Raw genomic sequence first — 25,475 nt, 5'->3', positions numbered from 1 at the left:
ATTATTACTATGAAACAATTAGAACCAATCTTGTTCTGACAACTTACCAGTTCTATAGAAAACTTCAAAGGCTTTAAGCATATCATCAAATTCAACTAAAAATTCTTTGTTATGATGCACACCAACACCCTGTGTCGTAATTTCTTCAAATTCTTCATCTCTAGTTTTTACTTCAGGATTCAATAAATTATATTCAATATAACCATTGCCACTTGTAGGAAAGCATGACACACCATATAAACTCTTACCTCTAATCTTATTTCCACCACATACTATCATTTCACCAATGCTTGGATTGGTTAGTACTAAATTATCCAAATGATCTCCATCAACATATTCTAAATGTTTTTTGATTTGTTCCCATGTAGGATTTAAATACTTCTCCTCACAATTGGGCATCAATATAATCAGTTCCCATTGATTCATTAGCCTCTCCCTTTCTATCTAACAACCTCCCATGAGGTTCTTCGCCTTGAAGGTTCTGGTTTTATGATTCTAATACCATCTGGGGTAATTACTTTTAATTCATCCAATCCAACTTCTTCAACCATTTGCTGAACACCTTTACTTTGGTCACAATACCTACATAAAGATCTGTCAACAGCTAAAACTGCTTTACCACCTAGTAATTTGTTTGCTTTTCTAAACTTGTATAGATGCCAAAATACATCTCCTTCTGCATGAAATCTTGTATTTGCATTTGTACCAAAACTACCCTTAGATCTCTTTTTAAACCATTCCGTTAACATTTCTTTATAACCATTTTCAACATCAACTCCCCAACCATTTCTTCCCCAAATCTCCACTCCATTACTTTGTAAAACAGCTACTGTTTGTTCAGCTTTTAAAACACCTTCTTTCTTTAAACGAAGGTCATCTCCAATAGAGGGTATCCCTAATTCCTTTCGCAACTTAGCAACATACTTCAGATCAAGTTGGTTTTTAACAGGGTGGTATTTTGGAAGTTTATTTATTTCAGCTACTTTTTTCCCTGCAATTAATGCTCCATCATCAGTTTCATATTTCTTTCCTCGTCCTACTATCCGTGTAACTCCCTCTACTTCTTCACTTGCAAACTTCTGTATCCACTGCCCTAAAGCTGTATTACTTAATGATTTAGAACTAAAATATATCTCACCATTATTGGTTTGTACTACGACGGGTACAGGGATATTTTTTATTATTTTTCCCCCGTACTCTGAAACTGCAAGTCCGCCAAAACCTAAAAATATGCTTAATAACCCAACCAATCCAGTCTTTTTCCAATCCACTTTTCTTTCTCGCAAATAATCAAAAGTAAGACTATCTGATGATCCGGCAGCTCCACTTGACAATCCAATTGGCAACCATTTTTGAATAAACGGATTGGAGACATTTACCAATCTTGATCCCAATAATTTAAGAGAAAGGGAACCAACTCCTAATCCAACAAGAGCAGATAACCCACCAAAAACCGCATCCCTTTCGGCTGCATGGAGATTTCCTTCCAAAAACCATGACAGTAATCCACTAATCCCCATTCCTATTAATAGAGATACCCCTGTAATCGGTGATAAATAGAACAAAGCAAGTCCTATTACCAAAGAATTAAGAAATAAAATATGATAAATATTGTTTATTATGGATTGAAGAATTTTCTCTAGTAAACTTGAATTGCTTATTTTGACTGGGGGGTTCATCTTTACTTTCGGATACTCCAAATTTTGATTGGGAGAAGGGGCTTGTGGAATAGTTACTTTGGGATATTCCGGGGCTGATGGAATATATACTTTGGGATATTCTGGTGCATGGGGTATAGTTACCTTTGGATACTCGGGAGCGTGTGGGATAGTTACTTTCGGATATTCAATCTCACTGACATTATTGGGACTAATAAAGAAAAAACTAACTATCAATAAAAACAAAAAATTAAAAAAAGCATTTCTATAGTGACTCAATCCACTCAACTCTCTATCATGTATTAATTCGTAATCCTCCTTCATTAAATTAGCCACACAATGTAAATAACCTCTAAATATATGTGATTTTTCCATTACAAATTTTACTATTACTCTTCCTTACCAAAATAGCAAGCTAAGATCTTCTCCTTTTAAATAGCGATGCGCTACAATGAATATCCGTAACATAAACTGATCCGTTTTAAGATAGGACGGAACAAAATCGGACCGGGTCAATTCTACTTCTACAATCTTCCTTTGTTTTTGAAAAATTCCACTTCCTTTTAATTGATTTGACTTTCCTAGTAGTAACTGAATTCCCTTCTCAATAGGTAATTCTACCAGTCCATTAACTTCAAATGAACGAAGTGGATATTCAAAAAGTAAGCGATTCTCCACCAATAGGAAAATATGTTGGAATTCTTTATTGATATAGTTTGGTGTTATAGACGCAACGGTTTGTCGGACTCCCAAGGGAATCAATCGTTCAAAAGAGACGTCTATTCCTAATTCTTCTTTGATTTCTCTGATTCCATCTTCTATCTTCTCACCCATTTGATAATGTCCACCTACTGCTATATCCAAATAGTCTGGTCTCTGAAATGAATAACGCTCTGGTGCTTTTTTCTGTAGAACCATCGTTTTTTTCTCACTGTTGATCACAATGCAAGTAAAAACACGATGCCACCATCCATTTTCATGAGCTTCTTTCTTTGTTGCTTGACCAATATATTCATGTTGATCATTAAAAATATCAATAATTTCATTATCCATATTTCCACACCTGTACCTTTAAACACTTTGTCATCATCAACTATTAATTAATTCTAGTATCTCTGCTGTATCATTCATTGGATTTCTTCTTACTTCTAAGTCTTATATTCCGATTTTAATAAACCATATACCACCAAATCATGATGTTCTTCATTTTGAATCGCAACCTCTCTTAACACTCCTTCTTGAATAAATCCTAATCTCTCTGGTATAGCACGACTTTTTTCATTTGCTGGATCACAACGAATTTCCAAGCGATTTAATTCATAATCCTGAAACCCCATTTCGATCATCTTTTTACAACAACGAGTCATAATACCTTTTCCTTGATGTTCTTCTGCTAACCAATATCCAATCGCAGTCATTCTTGTATTCCAATCAATAGGATGAAATCCAATCATTCCAGCAAAAGCTCCTTGATAGTAAATACCACTTTGAAATCCTTTGTTTTCAGCAAATTGTTGAAGCCAACTAGGGATGATCTCTTTGTAATCTTCTGGAGAAGTGACGCTATTTACCCAAGGAAGAAATCTTCCTAAATATAGCCTTGATTGATTCACCAATTGAAAGATCTCTTTCGCATTCTTTGGTTGTAGTAAACGTAATTCGATTTCTTCATTTACTATAATGGAAAACATGTTAACAACCCTTCCCGTCTTTTCTCCCCATTAAAGCAGTTACTGTTACCTGAAATGAAAGCTTTCCTGAAGATCCAACCGAAATAAGACCTTGTCGCAACTCTTTTTCAAAATTCTCTACTTCATCTCCAAGCAGACGCTTGTTTGCATACGAAGTGGAGTATAAAAAACCAATCAAATCTTCAATTGTTTTTTCTACTTGATATTCAAAACGATACGGCTCCAATATGGAAAATCTGGATCTTGAAAGCACTACCTCATGTCGTTCGGTTGGATGAGAATAAAAACCCTTTCCTGCTTTTCGTTTCTCACCAAGAAATTCCTTGATTACCTGATCCACTACTTCTTGATAACCAGAAGGTCCTATTTGTTTCTTAGAAACGATTGCGATTCCTCCATAAGAGGCAATGACATCATATAGTGCATTTAAGACACCATCCCGATCCATCCAATGAAACGATTCTCCCATGATCGTGGCTTGAAACGGCCCCATATCATTGGAAATGTCCCAAGACGATCCTAATACTAATTCCAAATTCTCCACTTGATTTAATGTTGCAAGACGTTTTGCTTCCCTTAACATTTCTGGATCAGGGTCCATACCGATCACATTTTGACAATAGGATGCTAAAGGAATAGATAAGTTCCCAGTTCCACATCCCAAATCAAGAACCTGACTATTTTTATCTAAATGGAAACTTTGTACGATGTGCTGAAATAACTCCTCTGGATAAGGGAAGCGGTAGCTAGAATAGTAAGATGCAGTACCTTGAAACAACGTTGGATCGTACTGTAAATGATTTTCCAAAACAGAACCTCCTATATGATCTACACTACTCTCTTTCTAACAAATAACCCGCTGATTTTTCTAATAATGACTTAATATTTGGATACCAGGGCATTAACTGTTCTGTCTCTGCAATAGTTAACCACTTTATTTGCTTTATTTTTAAATCGTTATTCTCTTGTTTTCCTCCGATAATATAGCCACGAAAAGTAAAGAACAGGATATGTTTTTCTGCTATCTGCTCGTTAACATTGATCAATTCCGCTACTTCTACCTCAAGTCCTGTCTCTTCTTTGGCTTCTCGGATGGTAGCATCAATTAAAGATTCCCCTTCTTCTCTTTTTCCTCCTGGTAAACTCCATGAATTTAAATTTTCCACCACTAAAATCTTCTCTGTATGCTGATCAAATACAAGGACATAAACCACGTCTAACCGTTCTTTTTTCATTTTTAATAATAACCCCCTAGTAAACTACTTTCTTTGCTAATAAAAAGGATCATTCATGTTAATGATCCTTTTTAGCAAGGGAGAGATAAAATCTTTGGTTCTATTTATAGAGTCTCTACAGTGTCATTAGATGATTTCTTGCAAATGTCCCCAATTGTTTTGAAGCCATTCGATTTCCTTTGAAAACCTCTGAGGGATCTCTTCATCTTGTTCTATATCAGCTTTTATCCACCAAACGGATTCTCTGCACCATAAGAGCTTGAGAGAACGAATGACATCATTTAATTGAAAATCTTTCCTTGTTTCTTGATAACCAGTAATAAATGCTCTGGCTTTCTCTTGATCCAGTTTTGTTTCCTCATTTATACAGCCAGACAATATTGCCCGAGCGAGATCTAATTCAGGATATACATATCTCATCCGATCAAAATCTAAGATAGATGTGAGAGCGTCATCTTGAAATAACACGTTATAAACCTGATTGTCCCAATGCGCCCATCCATGCTTGCACTGTTCAAAAATAGTTTGGTCATATGATTCTAGTAATTCCTGTTCTTTTTCTAACATCTGTTGTACACGTTTAGAAACTGGATAATCCTCAGCAATTTTCATCTGTGATTCACAAAAAGATTGAATTTCTCCTTTGGATGGGACCCAATCTATGGGTCCTGCAGGTAATTCATCTAAAAGATGATGCATCTTACCAAGCTCTTTACCCCACGAATGCATTTGATTCTGATTAGGTTTCCCAGGTAAAACAACAATTCCTGGACATACTTCGAACATTGAAAATTGATGGCCGGATTCCGTATGTAAGATGTATTCCCCATCAACAGAATGTACTTCTGGACACTTTATACCTGTGTGAAAAAGCTGATCTTGAATAGAGAGAGCTTGTTTTACAGCTGGTATTTTTCCTATATACCGATCTGGATGATATTGTTTTACAAATAACTTGGAACCATCCATAAATGTTAAAATCCATTTTGGATTTAATCTTCCTAAATGAATGGCTTTTACTTCCTGTATCGTTTTAGAATGTAAAGATTCTACCATTTTAAATATTTCATTTGCTGCATACTGATCACTCATTACTGCTTTCCTCCAAACAAATATAAACTGATTCTCTGAATCCTTTTGACTGATCACTGAATCATCCGATGTTCAGATGGTTGATAATAAACAAAATACCAATCTAAAAACTTTTCAATACCCTTCTCAATAGAGGTATTGGGACTAAATTGAATCGTATCCTGTAGCTCTTGAACATCTGCAAAGGTTTGAAAAACTTCCGTTTCTTGGTTAGGAAGGTAACGCTTTATCGCCTTCATTCCTAACTTTTCCTCGATTAACGAAATAAATTTCATCAAGTTTATAGGTTTTTGATTACCGATGTTAAAAAGTTGGAAAGGTGCATAGCTTTGGTTTGGATTAATGAGACTCCCTGCAATCGGCTTTCGAATTGGTACTTGATCGATCAATCTTACAATACTCTCTACTACATCCTCGATGTAAGTGAAATCACGAAACATATTCCCATTGTTATTGATATAGATAGGCTTTCGTTCCAATATGGCTTTAGTGAAAAGAAAAAGTGCCATATCTGGTCGTCCCCACGGGCCGTATACGTTAAAAAATCGCATTCCAGTAGTGGGTAAACCATTGATACTATAGGCGTGAGCCATCAATTCATTGGATCTTTTTGTTGCTGCATACAAAGTTAAGGGGTGGTTGACTTGATCTTTTTCATAAAAAGGAACTTTTTGATTTGCTCCATAGACTGAACTTGATGAAGCATAGAGTAAATGTTTTATGCTTATCAGTCTACTGAGCTCTAATATATTCGCAAATCCTACAAGGTTTGATTGCACATATGCTCCAGGATTGATTAAAGAATATTTGACTCCTGCTTGGGCTGCTAAATGAATAACGACAGAACCAGAGAATTCATCATTCTTTAAGTATTTCACAAGTGTCTCATTATCTTCCAGTGAAATCTTATAGAATGTGAAATTTACATGCTTCAACTGTTGAAGCCGATCTTGTTTGAGTTTTACATCATAGTAGTTATTCAGGTTATCTACACCAATAACGGTGTAGCCTTTCTGAAGAAGACAAGAAGCCACATGATAACCAATGAAACCACCAACACCCGTGATTATTATTTTGGTAGCCAATTTAATTCCCTTCCTTTTCATATTCTTTTCTCATCATGATTTACAATCTGAATGTTTTGTTTTCTCAAATAGAATCGAAGTCGTAATAAATTCCATAACTCGTGAACTCTATCGAAATTAGAAAACCACGTTGCATGTGAAATTGGAAATTGAAGCCCTGGATGAACCATTAATTCCAATAAACTCGATGTTTGAAAAGCCTGGTCAATATTCTGTTTGAGAAATGAAAAACTTCGAATGTGGCCATATATAGATCCGATAAAAGTCTTTGAAGAAATAGGAGAAAGTTGAGAGCAGCTGTAATCATATAAAAATAGATCGCTAAAAAGGTTCTCTCTCATCGATTCAGCAAGAGGTTCAGGTTCTGTGTTGTTTCGAATTTTTTCTATCCACCGATAGAGGTCTTTGTGATCTTTTGTTAACGATTCATTAGGAATGCGAATATGATGGATACCATGTAAATGAGCTTGATTCCTTACTTCTTCGAAGATTAAGGGGTGGGCAATATGACAATGGTTGTGCCCATCCAAATGCTCTGGTTTGCTATCAAAGACACGTCGAAATACATCTATTTGGGAAGCAATCTCTTCCGAAATCGCTTCCATATTAATGAGAGCTTTTAATGCAGATTTCCAATAGGCCACTTTAGGATGAACCTGAGAATTTAAAGACTGACCAATAATATTTCCTAATTCACAACAGTTTAGTGGTTCATCTGTAAGATTAAGGTGTAGCCCTACACTTACTTGAGGGCGAAATTTACGAATCCATTTAACAAAAAGATGTAATCGGTCATGACTTTGTTTATTCGTAACAATGGCACTAACACTACTGATTACTCCCAACCAAATCCCTAATAAAATACCTAGATCTCGGTCCCAATCTAGACCCAAATCATCCGCATTTATCACCAGTTTTTTCATAATGATCCTCCAAAAAATCAACAATCATTTGTACAGAATCAGAAGAAGTGAGGATGTTATCACAGTTTTTAATGTTGCTTTTCCAATGGTCTAGTCTAGCAATAAAATCCAAACATTCCTTTTTTGTAATGGTGTAGGAGGAGATCCCTAATTGATTATCCTGGATAAAGTTTGCACAGTAATGCTGATCAAATGTTCCAAGAGGTATGACATAAATAGGTAATCCCAAGTATAGGCATTCTGATAATAGAGTGTGTCCAGCAGTTGTGATTACTCCATCGGCCACTTTTAAGGATTCAGCAAAATCAGTCCGATCAAAAGGTCTTATTTCTAAATTGCCGTTTTTACGGGGTGCTTTTACAGCAGCATCGAATATAGTAAAGAAAACGTTAGGAATGGAGGCTAATTCCTCTTTCCATTCATCGGACGTTTGTTTAATGCTTGTTCCTCCATATTCGGAGAGATAGACAACAAGATGGATTTGAGGGTGTTTTGTATATTTGGGTGTTTTCTTAATATCGGAACGAATAATAGTTGGTATAATTTCGGTGTCGTTATCTTCAATATTAGGCAACTTATAGAACGATGTAATAAATCGGTAATCGTATTTTGGAAAGAAGAGCCGCAGTCTCTTCTTTTCCTCAACGCAAGTAAAATTCCCAATGTTCTGAAATGAGAAACGCCAAAATTTACTTTGTTGATCAACTAAAACTAAAGGCTTGTTCAGTTTGTAGGCGAACCTAGCGGTTATTGGTTCATAATCACTAATACAAATGTCTGGATAAAAATCATCTTGTTTCAGTTTTTGATATATCTTTAAATTTTGAAAAAGTCCTTTAATGAATGTACGGTAATTTTTCGAGAAAAGTGAAGGCAAATGAAGCTTTCCCTTTTTGTAAACAATAAAAGGAACCCAAACTTCTTCCCATGCTAAAGTAGTTCTTTGGAAAAACTCTATCCCTTTTCCAAACGTACAAATTCTCACTTGATGCCCTCTTTGTATTAGTTTCTGTGCGATCTCCCATTGTCTGGTGCTATGACCAAGACCGATCCCACAAACTCCAATTAATATCTTCAACAAAGTTCCCCCTTGAGACTGTGGATCTCTATTTTTTCTGCAACAAGTTCAACAAGTTCTCGTCCACTGTATGCTCGATAGTTTGTTGTTTAAAGATCACCATATGACTCATATTCATGGGACAAAATCGACAGAAGTCCATTTTATTTTCTCTAAACTCGGTCCATGCTTTGTTATTCCAAATGTCTTTTATAGAATCTTCTAGGATATTTCCCACAATTGGGTTTCGGGTATATTCGATTGGATTGCATGCCAAGACAGGTCCATTTCCCTCTAAAATCATAAAACTTGATGGAATGGTGCACTTTTGTTTGATTCGATCATCTGGCCAAAAGATACCTTGTGCAAAATTACTAGCTGGATTGAAATCCAGATCAAACATTCCTTGGATTTGGGCAATGGCATTGCTACGAAGTTCTTCTGATTCAAAAAATACTTGGTTTAATTTATCAATGATTTGTTGTTTTTGTACTTGGTTAAAATTCTGTATTTCCTCTTCATTTAAGAGGAACAACTTTTTCTCGAAATCGTTTTCAATCATATCAATGCTTAGTGCATCTGCATCTAATGACTGACACAAATCGATCATTTTAGGGATATCTTGGTAGGTATATTTGTGTAAAATCATTCGGATATTGAGTACAAAGCGATCTCCCCATTCTTCACGAATTTCTTTCATTCGAGAAGTTGCCCGTTCAAATAATCCTGGTAATACACGGAGACGATCATGCATTTCTGGTATAGGGGAATCAATGGACATCGCTACTTGATCTAATCCGGCTTCCACAAACTCTTTAAACTTTCTTTTTCGAAGAAGCCAACCATTCGTATTCAAAATTACATTTAGACCTTCCATTGAAGCATAATAAATCATTTCAGTTAAGTATCGATAGGATAAGGGTTCACCACCGCTGATTGTTATTTTTTCTGTACCTATCGATTTCAATGTTTTAAATAGATCTCTGTATTCCTCAATGGTGAAAACCCTCTTTGTATCAGGGGGGAAATCGAAATCTTTTAGCCTTGCTTCACAGTGAGGACACTGGGCAACGCATTTTAATGTAGGCTTTAGGGTTACCATTGTTGGTTTGGTCAGTTTTCCCCAGAAAGGTCGGTCAGTATAATATTCCTTGGCTAAATCTACATAATAACTTTGAATAGAATACGTTTTTTTCATTTTACATTCTCCTTCTCTGTTAAGTTTTGTTCATACACTGTTCCAGGTGAAAAAATGTCGTAACTTTTTCCGTGTATAAAGGTATTTCCATTCCCCAGCTGTACTACTTCAGCATCTAGTAAATCGATATCAAAATTCCCCTTTGCACTTTTAATTGAGAGCTTACTTATTTTTCTTGCTCTTATGGATGGTTTTACTGGCTTTTCGTTAAAAAAATAGTCTACTCTAATTAGATCCCCTCCGATGGCAATTTTAGATGCTTGCTTGTACCGCCATTGAGGAATATGCAAAATAGAATCCACAAACTCACAAACCTTCTCTCTATCACCTTCAACGGTTAATTTGACATCCATTTACACTCAACCCTTCCTAATCTTGTAATTTTCTGATCTCCATTCTTATTAGTGCATGAATCCATCTCTCGTTGTCATCTAATCTCCCATTAGGGAATAAAAACTTCACAATATATCCCTTATTTATACGTTGAAGTTCATGTATCACTTTTTTCTTCTGTTGATCCATTTTATCGACTGAATACTGGTACTTATCCGATATTTCCTTTAGTGCATTTGTAACCTCATAAGGGACTGTCTTGTTCTCAATCACCCAATCTAAGCTTATCGTTTTCTTAAAAGGTAAAAAGCTCATAGCGCTTTAGCACTTTCTACGAATCAAATTAAAACGAACCATATTCATCCAAATAGCTTGTTGAGACACTTCCAAATACTCGGCAATTTCATAGGTAGACATTCTCCTTATCCAATACAATTCTTTTAATAGGCTTGCGAACTTTTTTTCACTCATTTGGAGTTTTCGATAAAGAAAATTACCGCGTTTATTTACAGGAATCTGATATAATTGGAAATTTTGTTTAATTGTTTTCTGTGAACAACCATAATAAAAAATGAGATCGGCTATTGTGTAAAATTCTTCTAAGTATAATCGTTTTAGTTCTTCTTCTGGCAAGAATCTCAACAAATCACCTCGTATTGCTAACTTCGCGGAAATTATATTATTAATTGTTTTTATTTGACAAATACGAAAAATTTCATAATCCAATTAATCACGGCAGTTAAATTTAATCAAAAACAGCAGTTATAATGAATTAATTATTCCGAATTAAGTAAATTGTGTTATAGTTAAATAAACAAACGTCCCTCTGACTCATTTTTTGGAGGAAACCATTAAAAAAAATTTTTGACTTAGGAGATGAAGTTCCTATGAGTGAAGATTATATACATTTAGGAGCATTTCTTAAGAAAAGAAGAAAAGATCTCGGACTAGGACAAAAAGAGTTGGTTGATAACTTTCTTTCCATAGCTTCCATCAGTAATATCGAAACTGGAGCAAAGTATGTAAGCAAAGAAAAAATAGACTATTATTGCAAGAAACTGAAAATCAACCCTGAACAAATACCTAAAAAATTAACTGATATTGCACACCAACAAAAAACGAACCTTGTTAAAATTGAATTGGAACTTCGCTCAATTGACAATGACATCGTTTGCGTTTCCACAAAGCAAGCATTAAAACGATTAAAGAATATGGAAAAAGAAGTAAAGGAACAACATCCAGGTCATTTAGCACATATAGAATATTTACGTGGACGATGTTACAACCGCAAGGAAACTACCTTGCCAAAAGCAAAAAAACATTTCCAACAAGCAATACGAATTTTTAATCAACATAAATCAATTCAACATACATACTTCAAAGCAGCCAGTTACTATCATCTCAGTAGAATTTCTCATGTCGAAAACAATTTAGAAGAAGCACTTTGGCTCATTAATGAAGGATTGGAAGCCCTGAAAGAATGTACGAAGGAAAACGGGAATAAAATTATCTACCATCTTTTAATTTGTAAAGCAATTTACCTAGAAAAATTAGACCGAGATACTGAAGCAAACGAAGTATTAAAAATCATGTGGGAACATGGACTTGAAAGAATTAGAACAGAAGTTTTTTTAAACATGTGTCAACTCCAGGCAGAGATCTATAAAAAGCAAAAGTCATATGAAAAAGCCATTGAAATAGCCTCACTAGGAACAGAATTAGCTAAAAAGGAAGCAAGATATGATAGATGTTTTGAACTCTGGACAACTTTAGGGTCAATATACAAAGAACTAAAGGGATTTGAACTAGCGAAAATCTGCTTACAAACAGCATTGAATTTTAAAGATAAAGTTCAAAAATCGTATTTAGTTGCTCACAACTACACGGAACTAGGATCATTGTATTTATTAGAAGACAAGACAGATTTAGCACAAGAAGTGTTAGAAAAGGCTTTAGCAACAAAAACAACAGATGTGGTAAGCCTATGCGACACACTACAAACGTTAGGTCACTGTTTTTTACAAAAAGAGGATGTCAGAAAAGCTATCGAATGTTGGGAAAATGCTCGTGAATTAGCGACAAAACATGTTCTTCGAATACAGGAATATAAAATTACATTGAAACTCACACAACATTATGAGAGTATCAATATGATCAAACATAAGGAAAATTTACAAAGACTGTATCAATTGGATGAATTGATCGGAGGTGACAGCATGAAATATCAAAGAGAAGTAATAGTAGATCCCATCAAACAAGTGGCAGATCCACCTGATTTTTAATTTCCCACTCAACCTTGGCAAAAGCTGAGGTTATTTTTCTTTAAAAAATTTTTTTACAATTCCCCATTAAACAACTACAATCACCGAAAAATTAACCTAATCCATTTAATTATTGGAATATCCTATCCCAACCTTGCTCAAACGAGAAAAATTTAAATAATCCCCCCTATGAAAGCGGAAATATTTAACGATTTTGAATTAAATTAACCAAACCGTTACAATATTGCTATCCATAATACTTCCAAGTTAATGTAATCAAATCACACTCATTATGGACTTTTATAATAAGTAGATTGCGATGGTGATAAGATGACTCATTTTGCAGACCAAATCATTACAAAATCCGAAGAAAAGAATAGTGTTCTTGTAGTAGGTTTAGATCCAAATATCAATTTATTTCCTGACTTTATCCTGCCTTCAAAAGAAGATGCTACTTTGGAGCAAATCGGAGAAGCCATTTATCAATTTAATAAACAAGTGATTGATGCTGTTCACTCTCATGTTGCTGTTGTAAAACCCCAGTTAGCCTATTACGAGGTATATGGAACCTATGGACTAACTGCTCTCGAAAAAACAATCGAATATGCCAAGTCAAAAGGATTAATTGTAGTTAATGACGCAAAACGCAATGACATTGGCTCCACAGCAACTGCTTATGCGGAAGCATTCCTAGGCAAAGGCCCTTTTACTGCTGATGCAGTTACGGTAAATCCATATCTTGGTCGTGATGGTTTAGTCCCCTTTATTGATAAAGGCTTAGCAAATGGAAGAGGACTATTTGTACTTGTCAAAACATCAAATCCTTCTTCTAACGAGTTACAAGATTTAGAGACCAAAACTGGTGAGCGAATATACATGCATACCTCTAAACTGGTACAAGAATTAAGCGAAAATACAATTGGACAAAAAGGATATTCCCATATTGGAGTTGTTGTGGGAGCAACTTATCCAAATGATGCAAAGGTAATTAGAGAGCTACTACCACAATCTCTATTTCTTGTTCCTGGTTTTGGAGCTCAAGGTGGATCAGCTGAAGAATTAGCATCTTATTTTGATAAGAATGGTTTTGGATCTCTCATTTCTTCCTCTAGAGGTATCACGTACCCTTACACCAAAGAAAGACCAAATGACTGGAAACAAATAGATAAAGACGCTATGAAAGAAATTATTGAATTAGCCGCTAAAAAGTCGAAAGACGAGATTAATCAAGTCCGTTAACATATGTGGGGGGAAACTGTGTGGTTGAAAAAAGGATATTTTATTTTGATCAAGCTGCTACTAGTTTTCCAAAGCCTGACACTTGTATAGAAGAGGTTAACCATTTTCTATCATCTCAAATAGGAACAATTAGGAGACGTGGCTATACATCTAGGAAAACAGCAGACAATATTGTAGAAAAAGCAAGATCATTACTTCTTTCTTTCATCAATGGTTCCTCACAAGATCGTCTTATCTTTACACTCAATGCAACTGAGGCAATCAATATGGCATTGCAAGGTTATCTCCAAGAAGGGGATCATGTTATTACAAGCCCCTATGAACACTCTGCTGTAAGTCGAACACTGGTCGCTCTCTCAAAGACTCGGAAAATTGAATATACCGTCGTTCAACCTAATGAATTTGGAGTTATTACTACCACAGAAGTCGAAAGATATATACAACCCAATACTAAGTTGATAGCTTTTTGCCACGCTTCGAATGTCACAGGGAATATTATTGTAGCTGACGATATAGGAGCATTTGCTAAAACATGTGGTATTGCTTATTTTCTAGATGCCTCTCAGAGCATAGGTTCTTGTCATATTGATGTTGCTAAACTACAACCGCAATTTATGGCTTTTTCAGGTCACAAAAGTTTGCTAGGACCTACAGGAGTAGGTTGTCTGTATATGAAAGAGGGGACTTTACTGCCTGTGTTTCGTTATGGCGGGACAGGCTATCATTCATCCTCTGACTGGAGTTTTCCTGAAACCGCTAATGATTATGAAACGGGTACACAGAATGTTGTCGGTATTGTTGGATTGCTTGCTTCTCTAGAATTCATTCAAGAAAAAGGATTGCAATCTATCATTCAACATAAACTCGACTTAGCCGATTATTTCCTTGCTCAAATTCAAAATAACACCAGTATTACGGTTTATGGTAATGAAACGACAAAGAGACTGCCAATAGTCTCTTTCAACATCAAAAATATGTCACCAGTAACAGAAGTTGCTACTCTACTAGATAATTCATTTCATATTGTAACAAGAGCAGGTCTTCATTGTTCCCCTTGGGCACATCGATACATTGGAACTTATCCTTCTGGAACTGTACGAGTCAGTTTTGGTGCTTTTCACACCAAAAGTGATATTAATTATCTGCTAGAGTCTATTCAAACAATCATTATGATGGAGGAAATCTCTTAATGTTGATTGCTTTTTGTGGCATCGACGGTTCCGGTAAAACTACTCAATTAAAACGGGTTCAGTCAGAGCTAGAGTCGATGCAATTTGATGTTTACACAACAAAACAACCCTCCAATTGGTATCGCAGTGATTCAAGAGTAAAACAACTGATGAACAGTGAGAATGATCTTGATGAACTTCTATTACGAGAGTTAGCTCTTTTTTCTGCAGCTGATCGGCTACGACATTATCAAACAGAAATCCAACCGATATTAAAAAGAGGTTCAATTGTTCTGACAGATCGATATGTATTTTCGGCTTATGCTTACTTTCATGCAAGAGGAATCTCTGACATGGAATGGTTAATTGATATCAATAAATATGTTCCGTTGCCTGATATGACAATATTTCTTGATATCCCTGTAGAGATAGCCATTGATCGGATTATCTCTCGCGATGTGGAATCCGCAAATAAAGAAGAATTAAACAAAGATCGAATGAACCAAATTAGAGAAATATTTCTAGCACAACCTTGGAGTAAAGAAAATTATTATATCATTGATGGTACTCAACAATTAGAAATGATCACAGCAAACATCTTGTCCTATGTGAAGAACTACTTAAATAGGCTGGAGGTTTAATGATATGTTTCTGAATACACCCAATAGCCATATCATTCTGGCTATCGATACTCCTGATAGAACATCAACACTTCATGTTTTGGACCAGTGTTACGATGTTGTAGATGCCATTAAGTTTAATTATCCTCTTATTTTAAAAGAAGGTTTATCTCTACTAACGGAAGTAAAACGAAAGTATAACCTTCCTATTATTGCGGATTTCAAAGTAGCAGATGTTCCAGTTACCAACAACCGAATTGCAAACCTAGTGAAAGATGCTGGTGCTGATGCAATTATGGTACATGGGTTTATTGGTTCTGATAGTATTTTAGAACTAAAAGAAGTTGCTGGTAATGAGATGGGAATCATCATTGTAACTGAATTAACTTCTCCTGGGGGATTAGAATTTACCAGACAACATGCAACTCAGTTTGCAGAATTATGTAATTTTCTCGATTGCTATGGTATTCAAGCACCAGGTACACGTCCTGATCAAATAAAAGCCTTAAGAGGAATAGTTGGATCTGAAAAAGTAATAGTTTCTTGCGGGATAGGTGCACAAGGTGGTCAATTAGCAGATGCAATAGATGCTGGAGCTACATTTGGAATCATCGGACGAGCCATTTATGAAGACAAACATCCTAGAGCAGCAGCTATCCGATTCCAAAAAGAGGTTTCCAAACATGTTCATTAAGGAACTAAAGGTAGAAAAATATTGTCATGAAGATGATACCTATACTTTAGTGGCAACCTTAAGCGAAAATGTAGATCTAACTGATCTAAAAGATCACTCTATAGCTTTGGGTTACCGAATTATGATGCTACCTAGTTGCTTGATACTTCGAAATGAACGACAACTTACTCATATTTATGAGGATGGATTCTGCATTTTACATCATTTTTCTTCTATTAAAAAGGCAGAGGAATTCTTATTAAACCTACTTATTCTAAAACAAGAAAGAAAACTAGGCTAAGTTTTGGATAAGGAGGTGGAAATCTCAATGATTCGTTTAGAAACCGACCCACCAGGCCATGTATAATACAACTTACCTTTTACAAAACTCAGTTATCATGCTAGATAGCTGAGTTTTGTTTATCTCAAAAATATCTTATCTGAATAAATTACTCCATGTAGTAGGGCCTACAATCCCATCTACAACTAATCTTTTCGCTTTTTGAAACTTCTTCACTGCCGTTTCAGTTTTTATTCCAAAAATTCCATCCACTATTAAACCTCCAAGTTTCCGCTGGACCAACTTTACATTTTCTCCTTTAGAACCACGTTTCAAAAGAGTACCGGGGTAACTAGGAATACTAGGCTTATTGGTTCCTTTTAGTCTGCTTACAAACTCACTCCAATACGGCAATAGTTTATGGGGACAATCCTTTCCACTCCATATCTTATGGGGCACTACTCGTTCAATCGGAACGTTATGTTTCCTCATTAAATACTGAATAAGCCAAATCGCATTTTCCTTGGCTTTTTCATAATTCCCATCTTGATTCACACAAATTTCTAGGCTCAAACTTTGCCTATTTCCTGTTCCGTTACGCCCATCACCCGCGTGCCAGCTTACCTCATTCTCTGGTATATGTTGAATGATCTGGTGATCATCACAGGTAAAGTGCCAGCTTGCCGTTCGGGAATTTCCCCTCTCCAATAAAGAAGCATGAGCCGCGGCATCTGCGCCACGACTCACATTCGCCGTCTCATGGACGGTTATATATTTGGGGACCAGTTTTATCCGAGGTCGAATATTGGTGTATTTAGTAGGGATCAGACGTTGTTTAATTTCCATTTTATTCTCCCTCCTTGTTAGCAAACAGCTTAATTTCAGTTGTGTTCTTCACACCGCTATGAAACCCGATTGCTGTTAAAGCAGCCGAAATCGAGGTGATATAATCTCCATCTCCCAAAAAGGCAGTTGCAGAACCTAACACCACTGCCACCAATGGAATAAACTTTTTAAACCTATCTGGTAACGCAATATTGACTGCCTGACAAATCGCAAAGATCACTGTTGCTAATGTAGTAAATGTCACACCTAATTCCTCCTAGTGGATAAGATTCTGTTGAATCAACCAAATAAAAAAACCCCAGTAAGAAAAATTCCTACCCATGTCCGGTCTCGGTTTGCGATTTTTTCATGTGCTTGCTTTACTTCCCGCCTTACTTCGTTTAATTCCTTCTCCAACTTATCCAACTCTACTTTTAAATGTTGAACTTCGTTACTTTGTTTTTCTCGAATGAGAGCAAGATCAGTTTCAATGCGATCCAATCGCTTATCCAATTGAATCATCAATTCGTACATCTGGTTAATTGAGATCGACGCACCTTGTGGCTCTTGCATGTCATCTCCTCCTCATGATATCACCCCCAAACAAAAAAGAGCTTCCTTAGCTCGTTATCATTCTGTCGTATTCCTCTTGGGTAATATATCCTTTAGTAACTGCCGTTTGTAATTGCTCCTGCGAGATCGTTCCGTTTTTCCAACAGGTATAAAAATAGGCATATAATCGACTGGACATGATCTTCCTCCTTTACAATCCCAGTAGAAAATTAATTGCATCTTGATTCGCTTGAATATCTGTTTGCAATCTCGAAATATCGCTTTTGAGATTCTTTTTTTGGTCCAAATTCTTCAAGCTAGATTCTAGTACACTTCCTGTTCCCCCAACGGAAATCGACTCATCCAAAATCAAAAAAGAGGACTGCACATCTACCAATCCTCCACCTGCCCATGAGATATTATTTTCTTCTACTATTATTTTTTCGAGTGCAGAGAAAACATCTAAGATGACACCCTCTTCGTCATATAAAACCACTTGAAAAGCCATACACCATCACCCTTCATAAGTAATTTTGAGTTGTACACTAGAACCTCCATTAAAAGTCATATAAGGAGAACCAGTAGAAGAGTAGAGAGCTATCCCTTTCGCAGTCCCATTCTTTAAGCTATCTCCAATGGAATTGGGAAGCGTGATCCACTTTGCCTGTCCCACACTGTAACTTCCTGCCGCCGATTTGTGGAGCGTGAGAACCGGAGTACCAGAAGCACTCGTCAGATTATGGGTATACACATTGACAGATTGAGCCGCATTCGTTCCCCCTGCACGTCGAGACAGATAAAGTTGCACATTCTTGACTGTCTTTCCAGACAGTTTGGACTGAATATCGCTGTAATTAAAAAAGGCACAGCCTCGGTGGTTTCCGTAACCACTGTACTCTCCTTGATATACATAATTGTTGTCGCTCCTCCAACCTCCATAGGCATCTCGCCAAGATTGGGTAGAAGTAGCAGTCCATGTCGTAGTAGTGGTAGAAGTTGTCCCTGCATTTGGTGGAGTACCGGCATCAGTGGTGAAAGTAGTATCACAAAAGCCACTTTGGGCTTTTAAAATGTTCCCTGTTGTTCCAGTAGGTTGTGATCCAACTCCTCCTAACATGGACGAACCTACCACATACAACCCATATTGTCCTCCACTTCCTTTCACTCCTGTACCTTGAAAATCGATTCTACTTCCATACGCTGAAACAACCTGTGCTGTAAGTGCATTGTAGGCTTCACTGCTATAAATTTGGATATAGGAATTAAAGAAGCCAGCAATGCAATATGCTAGCTTCGCTCCTGCTCTGGCATCAAAATACATGTTGTTTAAGGTCACTCTTGTCGCACATTCGGTATACAAACAACCTCTATAAAAAGTGGAGGCGAACACTTCCTGATTCTTAATCGATCCGTTTTGCAAGTTGATATGATTGGTACAGTTGATAATGTTCAGACGGCCATTTAATATGGCTGTCCTTGCTTGAAAATTAATGATAATCGTGCCAGGCCCACTTACTCCAACTAAATAGAGTTCGGTTGCCTCTGTCCAAGCGGTTGTCCCTGATTTGATCCAAATGGTAATGGTTCCTTCATTAAAACGAGGCAAAGAATCAAAGGCAGACTGGAGCGTTTTCTTCGCTTTTGCCCAATCCCCTTCTGTGCCACTATAATTGTCATCTCCATTTACCGGATCAACGAAAATGGAATAATCCTCTTCATTTCGAGAAACAACCGAATCAGATTGAATTTGCCCTGCTGCTAAAAAACTAAATCCACCCGATGTTCCGCTGAGTTGTCCAACAGGGGTCTCATCATCTGCGAGCATCACAATGCTGTCATTGGCAGTGAGTTTCATCGTACCACCTGCGGTTCGATCCAATGGCAAACTATTGGTCTTTACTTTTTGCCCATCCAAAACCACTTGCCCATTGGTATCTGTCGTTGCCCAAGAAGAAACCGTATCCCATTTACTCTGGTTTTGTTGGATGATACTTTGGATTCGTTTGATTCCCTCCATCGAAGAAGGTGCGATAGGAATAAACTCTCCAAGCGTCACGCTGTTTTGGGTGGGATCAGATAAACTTCGTTTCTTCTCGATGATGCGAGCTTCGAGTAATAAATCGGGCTGAAACGTGGTATCTTGCACCCGAATCGTATCTCCCAAACGAACCCGATGTGCTTCATATCCAGTCAGTTGTTCCAACAGCACGACATTTACGGTGTATGTGATGCGTGGTTTCGATAGCTCATCCAACTTTTTGATCGTGTTGTTGTAAAGCTCAACCGCATTCGTTGCTTGGTCATCTTTGTACACGCCAAAGATATGCTTCCCATTTTTCCCGAACTGTTGAAGGGCAACCGTACTTCCTACCCAGTCATTTACCTTCTCATAATTCGTATTAACAGGTGGAGTGTAACCTGCAAACGTTAAAGGATTTCCATTGGCATCCGCTTGCCCTACTGCAATCAAAGCGGTTACCAAGTCTTTGGTATCCTCCACTCGTTCCACATCTACCAAATCAAGTCCATACACAAACATTTTCTTGGTATCCTGTCCTCTTCGTTGCACCACATCGATCCACTTTTGACTTATCCGTAACCCATTGAAATCTACCCGAAAAACAATCTCTGCTCCAAACACATCAAGGATTTTATGAACAGCTTCGAGGGAGGTGATATAGTCATCAAACACAAAGTCGTTTACTCCTGCATAATCCGTCCTTCTGAGTGACCAGCCTGTTCCTTGCAGGACATAGGTAAATATCTGCTCGATTGTTTGGCTGTTTAACGAAGCAGGACGAACAATCTGACCAAGTAAATCCGATACTGCCGCATTTTCACAAAAGATCTGCTTGGTATAGGTGCGATCTTGGTTCTGATCTGTAATTTCCTTGATTTGAAGTAACTGCCATTCTCCATCTTCGGTTGGATACATGATATAGCCCTCTGTTGTAAAGAGAGAAGCAGATGGATGATTGGCAGGAATCGTAAATTCCAACGTCAATAGTCCATGTTCCAATCGCTCAGTGTGCGTATCATCCCAGAATGGACAAGCACTGGGAATATCGTTACTGAGTATTCCTTGTGCCACTCCATCTGCATTCAACACATATAGATTGGCCACTACAACCACCTCTCCCGAAAGGTGATCGTGCTATTGGTGATACTAGCTGGCAGGACAGAAATCCCACTCGTTCCGGTTGGAAGTTGGATAAAGGTACTCGATGGATTCAAATCTGCGAAGAATGGTTCCCCATTTTTCCAGATGGAACCCGTAGCACAGTCCATTTCGAGTACATCTCCTGTCGAAAAAATATAAGGAACTTGGGTAGACGTTGGAACATTTTCTTGGATAATCTTCACATTGGTAACATACAGTCGATTGATTGGAATGACCGCATAATTCGCATAAGCTCCTACATGAATCTGGACCCCTGCGAGCTTGGCAGTGTAGAGATTTTTGGTGTCCACAAACGAATACGTAAACTGCTTGATCCATCTACCATTGCTATCGATAATAGCGGCAAGGCAGGTCCACTTATTTCCGATCCGAGAGAAACGCAAGATTCCACTAAAATCTTTCCAATATCCTTCCTTCTTCCCTCGATAAGCGACAAATAAGGTTCCCGATGCCAGATTCCCTGCTCGTGCTTCGAGTTGGGGAGATTCTAGATTGATGGACATATCTTTGATGGCAATTTTTCCGATGATTGCATTGTTCACATCCAATAAATAGACCTCTACACGTCCCATTTGGTTATTGGCAGTAGGATTTAAGGAGACAGAAGCCTCCATCGTGAAATCTTGGATGAGTGTTGCGATGGTTTTCACAGCGGCTGCTCCATGCCAAGCAGAACCGGTTCCATAATTTCCTCCTGATTGGGAGAAACGAAATCCATCAGTAGCAAAAGACCCTGCAATCACTCCACCATCTACTCCAACACCGCTTGTCCAACCTGTCAAAGAGGACATATCATCGTTGAGCATCGTAACTCTTGTCTGGGTTGCTGTTTGGGTATCCTGTTGCAAAGGTTGTCCAAAGTAGAGAAATTCTTCCCCTGATACCAAAGCAAACTCCGTTGTCGGCTGGGTAAATTCCACATGAAAACGTGGAGAAGAAGATTGGTTTCCATTATTCGTAATTGGAATGGGTGTCTCATCGATTGGGTTCAAAGCAATTACTTTTTCCTGAATAGCATAAGAAAAAGGATCGCTACACCAAAAGGTAATCGATCCTTGCGCCATACTAATATTTTGTTTGAGTTCAATTTCATCTGTTACTTTAGCAAGATAATACTTATCTGGTTCATCTAAGAGAATCAGTTGCTTGGCATCTTCATAATACAGCCATGTAGCGAGCTGTCGAAGGTTCGCACGCAACTCAGTTGGTGTACTCGCTTCAATGGTGATGTCGATGGTTATTTTCCTCTCTCCTAGCTCGTTGCCAAAATCATAGGAACCTGCCCGTCCCGATATGGTAATCGTTGTTTGTTTGATCGGTGGAACTAAGGATATGTGAATATCATTGACCAATACAAAGGAAGGAAGATCCAACCCATTAAATCGAATTGCCATCTAGCGTACACCTCCTGCTCTAGCTCGGATGTTCTGCAATCGATTGAGTTTTTGCGCTAACTTTTGAATGTCTGCTTCTTCTCGAATGGTTGCTTGAATATAAAACTGATTGGTAATCGTATTCTCTGTACTTCCACCGCTCGGTAATTCTTTGGCAATGGCTTGAGCAAAGGGACGCATCCGAGAAGAAGACAAAGGAACAATCGCTTCTGGACCCCGTTCTGCTAATCCAACTACGCTCGGCTGATTAAAAATCCCACCTTTTGCATACCAAGAGACGCTAAAAGTGGGATACGGAATACTAATTCCACCGATAGAAGTAGAGCTACTTCCAATATGAATCCTCGGCAATCTTGGTTTGGGGATGGTGATTCTCATACTCGCAAAAGCACCCTTGATACTTGAAATAATACCGAGTAGGATCGATTTCGCAGACTGAATGGGTTTGATAATGGCATTTTTCACTGCATTCCAGCTACTAGATGCCGTAGAACGAATGCCAGACCAAATTCCAGAAAGTATACTTTGCAAACTGCGAAAAGTACTGGATACCCCTGAGAGAAAACCTCTTGCTAAAGAAAGAATTCCACTCCATATACTCGAAGCGATTGCTTGCATGGATCGTAGACCAGCAGAGGAAAAGGAACCTGCCATTCGTATCCCAGAAGTTATGCTACTAGCGATCCCACTCATGATTCCGATGGTAAAGCTATAAATCGATTGAAAAATGCTCATAAAAAAACTAGCGGTGGAGGAAAGAATGGCGTTTACATTGACACCCATTGCAGTGAGCATCGACACTACGGTATCGACGATTCCCATCACAAACTCCGCTAGTACATTCCATAAATTCATGAAAATATTTGCAAATTCCGTTGAGGCATTGTTTAAATACTGTAGTACTGCTTGCCAGTCCCCGACTAAAAAGGCGACCAGCATACTCAGTGTGTTAATAGCTAACGAAATGACATTGACGATTAAAGTGGCAAGTGGACCTAATACTCGAAATAATCCATTCACTAGAGGAAGGATAATGGCAATCGCTGATACCACCAATGCTCCTATACTACCGAGTAATGGTTGTAGTCCTTGCCACAATCGAGAAAAGGATTCTTGAATCGGCTGAATATAGGTTCCAAACTGGCTGGCACTATTCGAGACGGACGAAACAAAGCCATCCCACAAAGCCGTTACGGTTTCTCGGAATCCCTTGACATAGTTCATCAGGAGCATAAACACTCCTACTATTGCAACGACCCCTGCCACCACCAATCCTGCTGTTCCTCCAATTTCAGCAAATAGCGGAATCAAAGCCGATGCCGTCATGACCAAAGCTCCAAGAAACATCGTAATAAGGGGAAGTACCGCTAGTAGTGCCGTGAATCCAATGATCGCTACCTGAGAAGATTTCGAAAGAGATGCAAACCATTGCCCAAACTCCTGTATCTTCTGGATGACCATTGGGAGATATTGCTGAGATAAAGCCAGTAACTGTTCGCCAATGGGCGTTAAGGCCTCTTGCAGTTGTCGCCATTGAGAAATCAATTTCACATAGGGGGAAGTCTGCATCGCTTTTGCCACTTGCTCTGCTCGTCCTTTGGTTTCGAGTAATCGTTGATTGAGATTCTTTGCCGACAAATCCGCTTCTTGATATCCGGCTGCTACTAAATCCATTGCTTGCATAGCAGAAACTTTGTATTTCCCCATGATCGCAATGACTTCATCAATGCTACTCACCGCATCCATTCCAAAGGCTTGTTCTAACGAAGTAGCTTGTGTAATCAGTTGTTCCAATTGAATTGCAGACAGACTACTCAATTTGGTTTGTGCATAACCTGCCGCATTTGCTACGCTCGCTAAACTTTCTCCCAAACCTTGATCAAATACGTTCTTCACAATAGGGGTTACTTGCTGAATGCTCTGTTTCACTCCACCAACACGAGCAGCGATGATAGCCATCGCATGATCCACATCTGCGGATGCTTTATAAGCCAATCCCCCAATTAAAGCAATAGGAACGGTTAACCCTTGGGCTACGTTTTCCGAGAAATCGATCATTCCTTCCCCAACTTCTCGTCCCCGCTGTCCCACTTCATTCATTCGTTCGCTAACTTTGCGAAGTAAAGCAAGTGCTTGTCCTGCCTTCGCCGTAATCGTCATATGCCGATCCTTGGTAGCGACATCCGTTTCTCTCTGCAATTGTTTTAGTTCTGCTTTTGCTCGTTCTTCTTGAACACGAATGGCCAAGTTAGGTTCAGGGAGGGTACGGAGCTTTTCTTCTATTCGATCTACCGCATCTCCCACGTTAGCAAAGGAGTGTTCTGCTTGCAGGGAAACTCGCTCAAAGACTTTGGAGGCTTGGTCGATTCCTTTTACCACAATTTCAACGATATTATTTGCCATTGCCTCACCCCCTCCGTCTTGTTAATTTCTTATTCCTTCGTTCTTCTGCTTTCTGTTCTTCGTTCCAGTGATAAATCAAGGCTTGTTTTTGTAACTCGGTTAACTGAGCGTACGATTCTGGAGACATATGGAGATGTCGAACAAAAAAATAAAACTCCTTTGCTTCGGGACTAGCCACGAAAGGAGTTTTGCTTGGTTCGGTTCAACCCAGATATTTCAGCAATTCGCTGGTAGACTTGTTCCACCCATTCGGATTTCCATAACTGATTGATCGTTTCTTCGTTCCATTCTGCATCTACGGTTCCCAGTGCAACTGCCTTTAATTGAGCAGTCCCTTGATCTCGTACCAACTCACCAGCGTTTACTTCAAACGTCTGCGTGTTCAGTTTTCCGGTTGTTCCTGCACTTTTGGTATTCACTTTCACCGATGCTTGCTCACATGCTTCTACTTGTTTTTTCTCGGTATGGGTGAGAGGTCGAATCTCCACCTCAAATGTTTGGTCCTCTATTTTCAGAGGAACCTTTTCGACATACGATGTACCTGCAAGAATGGCAGGAGTTAATTTGGTTGTCATTTGGTTTCCTTCTTTCTCTTTTGATGTAGGA

30 protein-coding genes are annotated in these 25,475 nt (G+C 38.1%); 6 read left to right on the top strand and 24 right to left on the bottom strand.

Going from position 1 to position 25,475, the window contains the following annotated elements:
• Positions 1-18: 18 nt before the first annotated feature.
• The 14 genes from MK805_RS15610 to MK805_RS15545 form a co-directional block, all read right to left on the bottom strand.
• A complete protein-coding gene (locus tag MK805_RS15610; protein ID WP_240876850.1) occupies positions 19-426 on the bottom strand; it encodes a hypothetical protein in 408 nt (135 codons plus the stop codon).
• Positions 427-440: 14 nt separating this feature from the next.
• Positions 441-1,994 (bottom strand): hypothetical protein, encoded by a 1,554-nt coding sequence (locus tag MK805_RS15605; protein WP_240876849.1) that lies wholly within the window; start codon positions 1,992-1,994, stop codon positions 441-443.
• Positions 1,995-2,057: 63 nt separating this feature from the next.
• Complete coding sequence (locus MK805_RS15600; protein ID WP_240876848.1) at positions 2,058-2,711, bottom strand: NUDIX hydrolase; 654 nt, start codon at positions 2,709-2,711, stop codon at positions 2,058-2,060.
• Positions 2,712-2,806: 95 nt separating this feature from the next.
• On the bottom strand, positions 2,807-3,349 hold the full coding sequence (locus tag MK805_RS15595) for a GNAT family N-acetyltransferase (RefSeq protein ID WP_240876847.1): 543 nt from the start codon (positions 3,347-3,349) through the stop codon (positions 2,807-2,809).
• 1 nt (position 3,350) lies between these two features.
• Positions 3,351-4,157 (bottom strand): class I SAM-dependent methyltransferase, encoded by an 807-nt coding sequence (locus MK805_RS15590; RefSeq protein WP_240876846.1) that lies wholly within the window; start codon positions 4,155-4,157, stop codon positions 3,351-3,353.
• A gap of 25 nt (positions 4,158-4,182) precedes the next feature.
• Positions 4,183-4,584, bottom strand: coding sequence for an NUDIX hydrolase (locus MK805_RS15585; protein ID WP_240876845.1), 402 nt, complete (start codon positions 4,582-4,584; stop codon positions 4,183-4,185).
• 126 nt (positions 4,585-4,710) lie between these two features.
• Positions 4,711-5,676 (bottom strand): phosphotransferase enzyme family protein, encoded by a 966-nt coding sequence (locus MK805_RS15580; RefSeq protein ID WP_240876844.1) that lies wholly within the window; start codon positions 5,674-5,676, stop codon positions 4,711-4,713.
• A gap of 53 nt (positions 5,677-5,729) precedes the next feature.
• Complete coding sequence (locus MK805_RS15575) at positions 5,730-6,761, bottom strand: NAD-dependent epimerase/dehydratase family protein (RefSeq protein ID WP_240876843.1); 1,032 nt, start codon at positions 6,759-6,761, stop codon at positions 5,730-5,732.
• A gap of 17 nt (positions 6,762-6,778) precedes the next feature.
• On the bottom strand, positions 6,779-7,684 hold the full coding sequence (locus MK805_RS15570) for a ChbG/HpnK family deacetylase (RefSeq protein ID WP_240876842.1): 906 nt from the start codon (positions 7,682-7,684) through the stop codon (positions 6,779-6,781).
• Positions 7,656-8,762: a glycosyltransferase family protein gene (locus MK805_RS15565; RefSeq protein ID WP_240876841.1), complete on the bottom strand. Its 1,107-nt coding sequence runs from the start codon at positions 8,760-8,762 to the stop codon at positions 7,656-7,658. The genes MK805_RS15570 and MK805_RS15565 overlap by 29 nt, the downstream gene beginning before the upstream one ends.
• A 28-nt stretch (positions 8,763-8,790) precedes the next feature.
• Positions 8,791-9,939 carry a radical SAM protein gene (locus MK805_RS15560; RefSeq protein ID WP_240876840.1) on the bottom strand — a complete coding sequence of 383 codons (1,149 nt, stop codon included), beginning with the start codon at positions 9,937-9,939 and terminating at the stop codon, positions 8,791-8,793.
• A complete protein-coding gene (locus MK805_RS15555) occupies positions 9,936-10,292 on the bottom strand; it encodes a hypothetical protein (RefSeq protein WP_240876839.1) in 357 nt (118 codons plus the stop codon). Before MK805_RS15555 ends, MK805_RS15560 begins: the two co-directional genes overlap by 4 nt.
• 16 nt (positions 10,293-10,308) lie before the next feature.
• Entirely contained in the window at positions 10,309-10,587 is a 279-nt protein-coding gene (locus MK805_RS15550) for a hypothetical protein (protein WP_240876838.1), read from the bottom strand.
• A 6-nt stretch (positions 10,588-10,593) separates the two neighbouring features.
• Entirely contained in the window at positions 10,594-10,914 is a 321-nt protein-coding gene (locus tag MK805_RS15545) for a hypothetical protein (protein WP_240876837.1), read from the bottom strand.
• 245 nt (positions 10,915-11,159) lie between these two features.
• On the opposite strand from MK805_RS15545, the gene MK805_RS15540 reads away from it, so the two are divergent.
• From MK805_RS15540 to MK805_RS15515, 6 genes are all read left to right on the top strand, one after another.
• Positions 11,160-12,554, top strand: a complete 1,395-nt coding sequence (locus tag MK805_RS15540; protein WP_240876836.1) for a helix-turn-helix domain-containing protein — start codon at positions 11,160-11,162, stop codon at positions 12,552-12,554.
• A 309-nt stretch (positions 12,555-12,863) separates the two neighbouring features.
• Complete coding sequence (gene pyrF, locus MK805_RS15535; RefSeq protein WP_240876835.1) at positions 12,864-13,772, top strand: orotidine-5'-phosphate decarboxylase; 909 nt, start codon at positions 12,864-12,866, stop codon at positions 13,770-13,772.
• A gap of 20 nt (positions 13,773-13,792) precedes the next feature.
• Positions 13,793-14,962 (top strand): aminotransferase class V-fold PLP-dependent enzyme, encoded by a 1,170-nt coding sequence (locus tag MK805_RS15530; RefSeq protein WP_240876834.1) that lies wholly within the window; start codon positions 13,793-13,795, stop codon positions 14,960-14,962.
• Positions 14,962-15,582: a dTMP kinase gene (gene tmk, locus MK805_RS15525; protein ID WP_240876833.1), complete on the top strand. Its 621-nt coding sequence runs from the start codon at positions 14,962-14,964 to the stop codon at positions 15,580-15,582. The genes MK805_RS15530 and tmk overlap by 1 nt, the downstream gene beginning before the upstream one ends.
• Before the next feature lie 4 nt (positions 15,583-15,586).
• Complete coding sequence (gene pyrF / locus MK805_RS15520; RefSeq protein ID WP_240876832.1) at positions 15,587-16,255, top strand: orotidine-5'-phosphate decarboxylase; 669 nt, start codon at positions 15,587-15,589, stop codon at positions 16,253-16,255.
• The gene (locus MK805_RS15515) at positions 16,245-16,535 is read left to right on the top strand and encodes a hypothetical protein (protein WP_240876831.1); all 291 of its coding nucleotides are present in this window, start codon (positions 16,245-16,247) and stop codon (positions 16,533-16,535) included. The genes pyrF (MK805_RS15520) and MK805_RS15515 overlap by 11 nt, the downstream gene beginning before the upstream one ends.
• A 135-nt stretch (positions 16,536-16,670) precedes the next feature.
• Here the strand turns inward: MK805_RS15515 and MK805_RS15510 are convergent, their stop codons facing one another.
• Genes MK805_RS15510 through MK805_RS15470 form a run of 10 tightly spaced genes read right to left on the bottom strand, consistent with a single transcriptional unit; the run spans position 16,671 to position 25,444 of the window.
• Positions 16,671-17,360, bottom strand: coding sequence for a peptidoglycan recognition protein family protein (locus MK805_RS15510; RefSeq protein ID WP_240876830.1), 690 nt, complete (start codon positions 17,358-17,360; stop codon positions 16,671-16,673).
• Between the two features lies 1 nt (position 17,361).
• The gene (locus tag MK805_RS15505) at positions 17,362-17,604 is read right to left on the bottom strand and encodes a hypothetical protein (RefSeq protein ID WP_240876829.1); all 243 of its coding nucleotides are present in this window, start codon (positions 17,602-17,604) and stop codon (positions 17,362-17,364) included.
• Positions 17,605-17,639: 35 nt separating this feature from the next.
• On the bottom strand, positions 17,640-17,912 hold the full coding sequence (locus MK805_RS15500) for a hypothetical protein (RefSeq protein WP_240876828.1): 273 nt from the start codon (positions 17,910-17,912) through the stop codon (positions 17,640-17,642).
• 46 nt (positions 17,913-17,958) lie between these two features.
• Positions 17,959-18,090: an XkdX family protein gene (locus MK805_RS15495; protein ID WP_240876827.1), complete on the bottom strand. Its 132-nt coding sequence runs from the start codon at positions 18,088-18,090 to the stop codon at positions 17,959-17,961.
• 12 nt (positions 18,091-18,102) lie between these two features.
• Positions 18,103-18,399, bottom strand: a complete 297-nt coding sequence (locus MK805_RS15490) for a hypothetical protein (RefSeq protein WP_240876826.1) — start codon at positions 18,397-18,399, stop codon at positions 18,103-18,105.
• A 6-nt stretch (positions 18,400-18,405) separates the two neighbouring features.
• Positions 18,406-21,015: a phage tail spike protein gene (locus tag MK805_RS15485; RefSeq protein WP_240876825.1), complete on the bottom strand. Its 2,610-nt coding sequence runs from the start codon at positions 21,013-21,015 to the stop codon at positions 18,406-18,408.
• A complete protein-coding gene (locus tag MK805_RS15480; protein WP_240876824.1) occupies positions 21,015-22,466 on the bottom strand; it encodes a distal tail protein Dit in 1,452 nt (483 codons plus the stop codon). Before MK805_RS15480 ends, MK805_RS15485 begins: the two co-directional genes overlap by 1 nt.
• Positions 22,467-24,869, bottom strand: coding sequence for a phage tail protein (locus tag MK805_RS15475; RefSeq protein WP_240876823.1), 2,403 nt, complete (start codon positions 24,867-24,869; stop codon positions 22,467-22,469). It abuts the gene before it with no gap.
• 4 nt (positions 24,870-24,873) lie between these two features.
• Complete coding sequence (locus MK805_RS17905; RefSeq protein WP_255724704.1) at positions 24,874-24,996, bottom strand: hypothetical protein; 123 nt, start codon at positions 24,994-24,996, stop codon at positions 24,874-24,876.
• 43 nt (positions 24,997-25,039) lie between these two features.
• Complete coding sequence (locus MK805_RS15470; protein WP_240876822.1) at positions 25,040-25,444, bottom strand: hypothetical protein; 405 nt, start codon at positions 25,442-25,444, stop codon at positions 25,040-25,042.
• Positions 25,445-25,475 lie beyond the last annotated feature (31 nt).

Origin of the sequence: Shimazuella soli (assembly GCF_022511585.1) — a bacterium.
GTDB lineage: Bacteria > Bacillota > Bacilli > Thermoactinomycetales > Thermoactinomycetaceae > Shimazuella > Shimazuella soli.
The sequence above is the reverse complement of the archived record's forward strand: the minus strand, read 5'-3'. Positions and strand labels throughout refer to the sequence as shown.

Excerpts from the sequence above, each read along its gene's own strand:
- MK805_RS15560 (WP_240876840.1), bottom strand. The coding sequence starts at position 9,939 with ATGAAAAAAACGTATTCTATTCAAAGTTATTATGTAGATTTAGCCAAG.
- MK805_RS15550 (WP_240876838.1), bottom strand. The coding sequence starts at position 10,587 with ATGAGCTTTTTACCTTTTAAGAAAACGATAAGCTTAGATTGGGTGATT.
- MK805_RS15570 (WP_240876842.1), bottom strand. The coding sequence starts at position 7,684 with ATGAAAAAACTGGTGATAAATGCGGATGATTTGGGTCTAGATTGGGAC.
- MK805_RS15490 (WP_240876826.1), bottom strand. The coding sequence starts at position 18,399 with ATGGCTTTTCAAGTGGTTTTATATGACGAAGAGGGTGTCATCTTAGAT.
- MK805_RS15540 (WP_240876836.1), top strand. The coding sequence starts at position 11,160 with ATGAGTGAAGATTATATACATTTAGGAGCATTTCTTAAGAAAAGAAGA.
- MK805_RS17905 (WP_255724704.1), bottom strand. The coding sequence starts at position 24,996 with ATGTCTCCAGAATCGTACGCTCAGTTAACCGAGTTACAAAAACAAGCC.
- MK805_RS15510 (WP_240876830.1), bottom strand. The coding sequence starts at position 17,360 with ATGGAAATTAAACAACGTCTGATCCCTACTAAATACACCAATATTCGA.
- MK805_RS15580 (WP_240876844.1), bottom strand. The coding sequence starts at position 5,676 with ATGAGTGATCAGTATGCAGCAAATGAAATATTTAAAATGGTAGAATCT.
- MK805_RS15515 (WP_240876831.1), top strand. The coding sequence starts at position 16,245 with ATGTTCATTAAGGAACTAAAGGTAGAAAAATATTGTCATGAAGATGAT.
- pyrF (WP_240876835.1), top strand. The coding sequence starts at position 12,864 with ATGACTCATTTTGCAGACCAAATCATTACAAAATCCGAAGAAAAGAAT.
- MK805_RS15475 (WP_240876823.1), bottom strand. The coding sequence starts at position 24,869 with ATGGCAAATAATATCGTTGAAATTGTGGTAAAAGGAATCGACCAAGCC.
- MK805_RS15470 (WP_240876822.1), bottom strand. The coding sequence starts at position 25,444 with ATGACAACCAAATTAACTCCTGCCATTCTTGCAGGTACATCGTATGTC.
- MK805_RS15500 (WP_240876828.1), bottom strand. The coding sequence starts at position 17,912 with ATGCAAGAGCCACAAGGTGCGTCGATCTCAATTAACCAGATGTACGAA.
- tmk (WP_240876833.1), top strand. The coding sequence starts at position 14,962 with ATGTTGATTGCTTTTTGTGGCATCGACGGTTCCGGTAAAACTACTCAA.
- MK805_RS15480 (WP_240876824.1), bottom strand. The coding sequence starts at position 22,466 with ATGGCAATTCGATTTAATGGGTTGGATCTTCCTTCCTTTGTATTGGTC.
- MK805_RS15555 (WP_240876839.1), bottom strand. The coding sequence starts at position 10,292 with ATGGATGTCAAATTAACCGTTGAAGGTGATAGAGAGAAGGTTTGTGAG.
- MK805_RS15610 (WP_240876850.1), bottom strand. The coding sequence starts at position 426 with ATGAATCAATGGGAACTGATTATATTGATGCCCAATTGTGAGGAGAAG.
- MK805_RS15595 (WP_240876847.1), bottom strand. The coding sequence starts at position 3,349 with ATGTTTTCCATTATAGTAAATGAAGAAATCGAATTACGTTTACTACAA.
- MK805_RS15585 (WP_240876845.1), bottom strand. The coding sequence starts at position 4,584 with ATGAAAAAAGAACGGTTAGACGTGGTTTATGTCCTTGTATTTGATCAG.
- pyrF (WP_240876832.1), top strand. The coding sequence starts at position 15,587 with ATGTTTCTGAATACACCCAATAGCCATATCATTCTGGCTATCGATACT.
- MK805_RS15600 (WP_240876848.1), bottom strand. The coding sequence starts at position 2,711 with ATGGATAATGAAATTATTGATATTTTTAATGATCAACATGAATATATT.
- MK805_RS15495 (WP_240876827.1), bottom strand. The coding sequence starts at position 18,090 with ATGTCCAGTCGATTATATGCCTATTTTTATACCTGTTGGAAAAACGGA.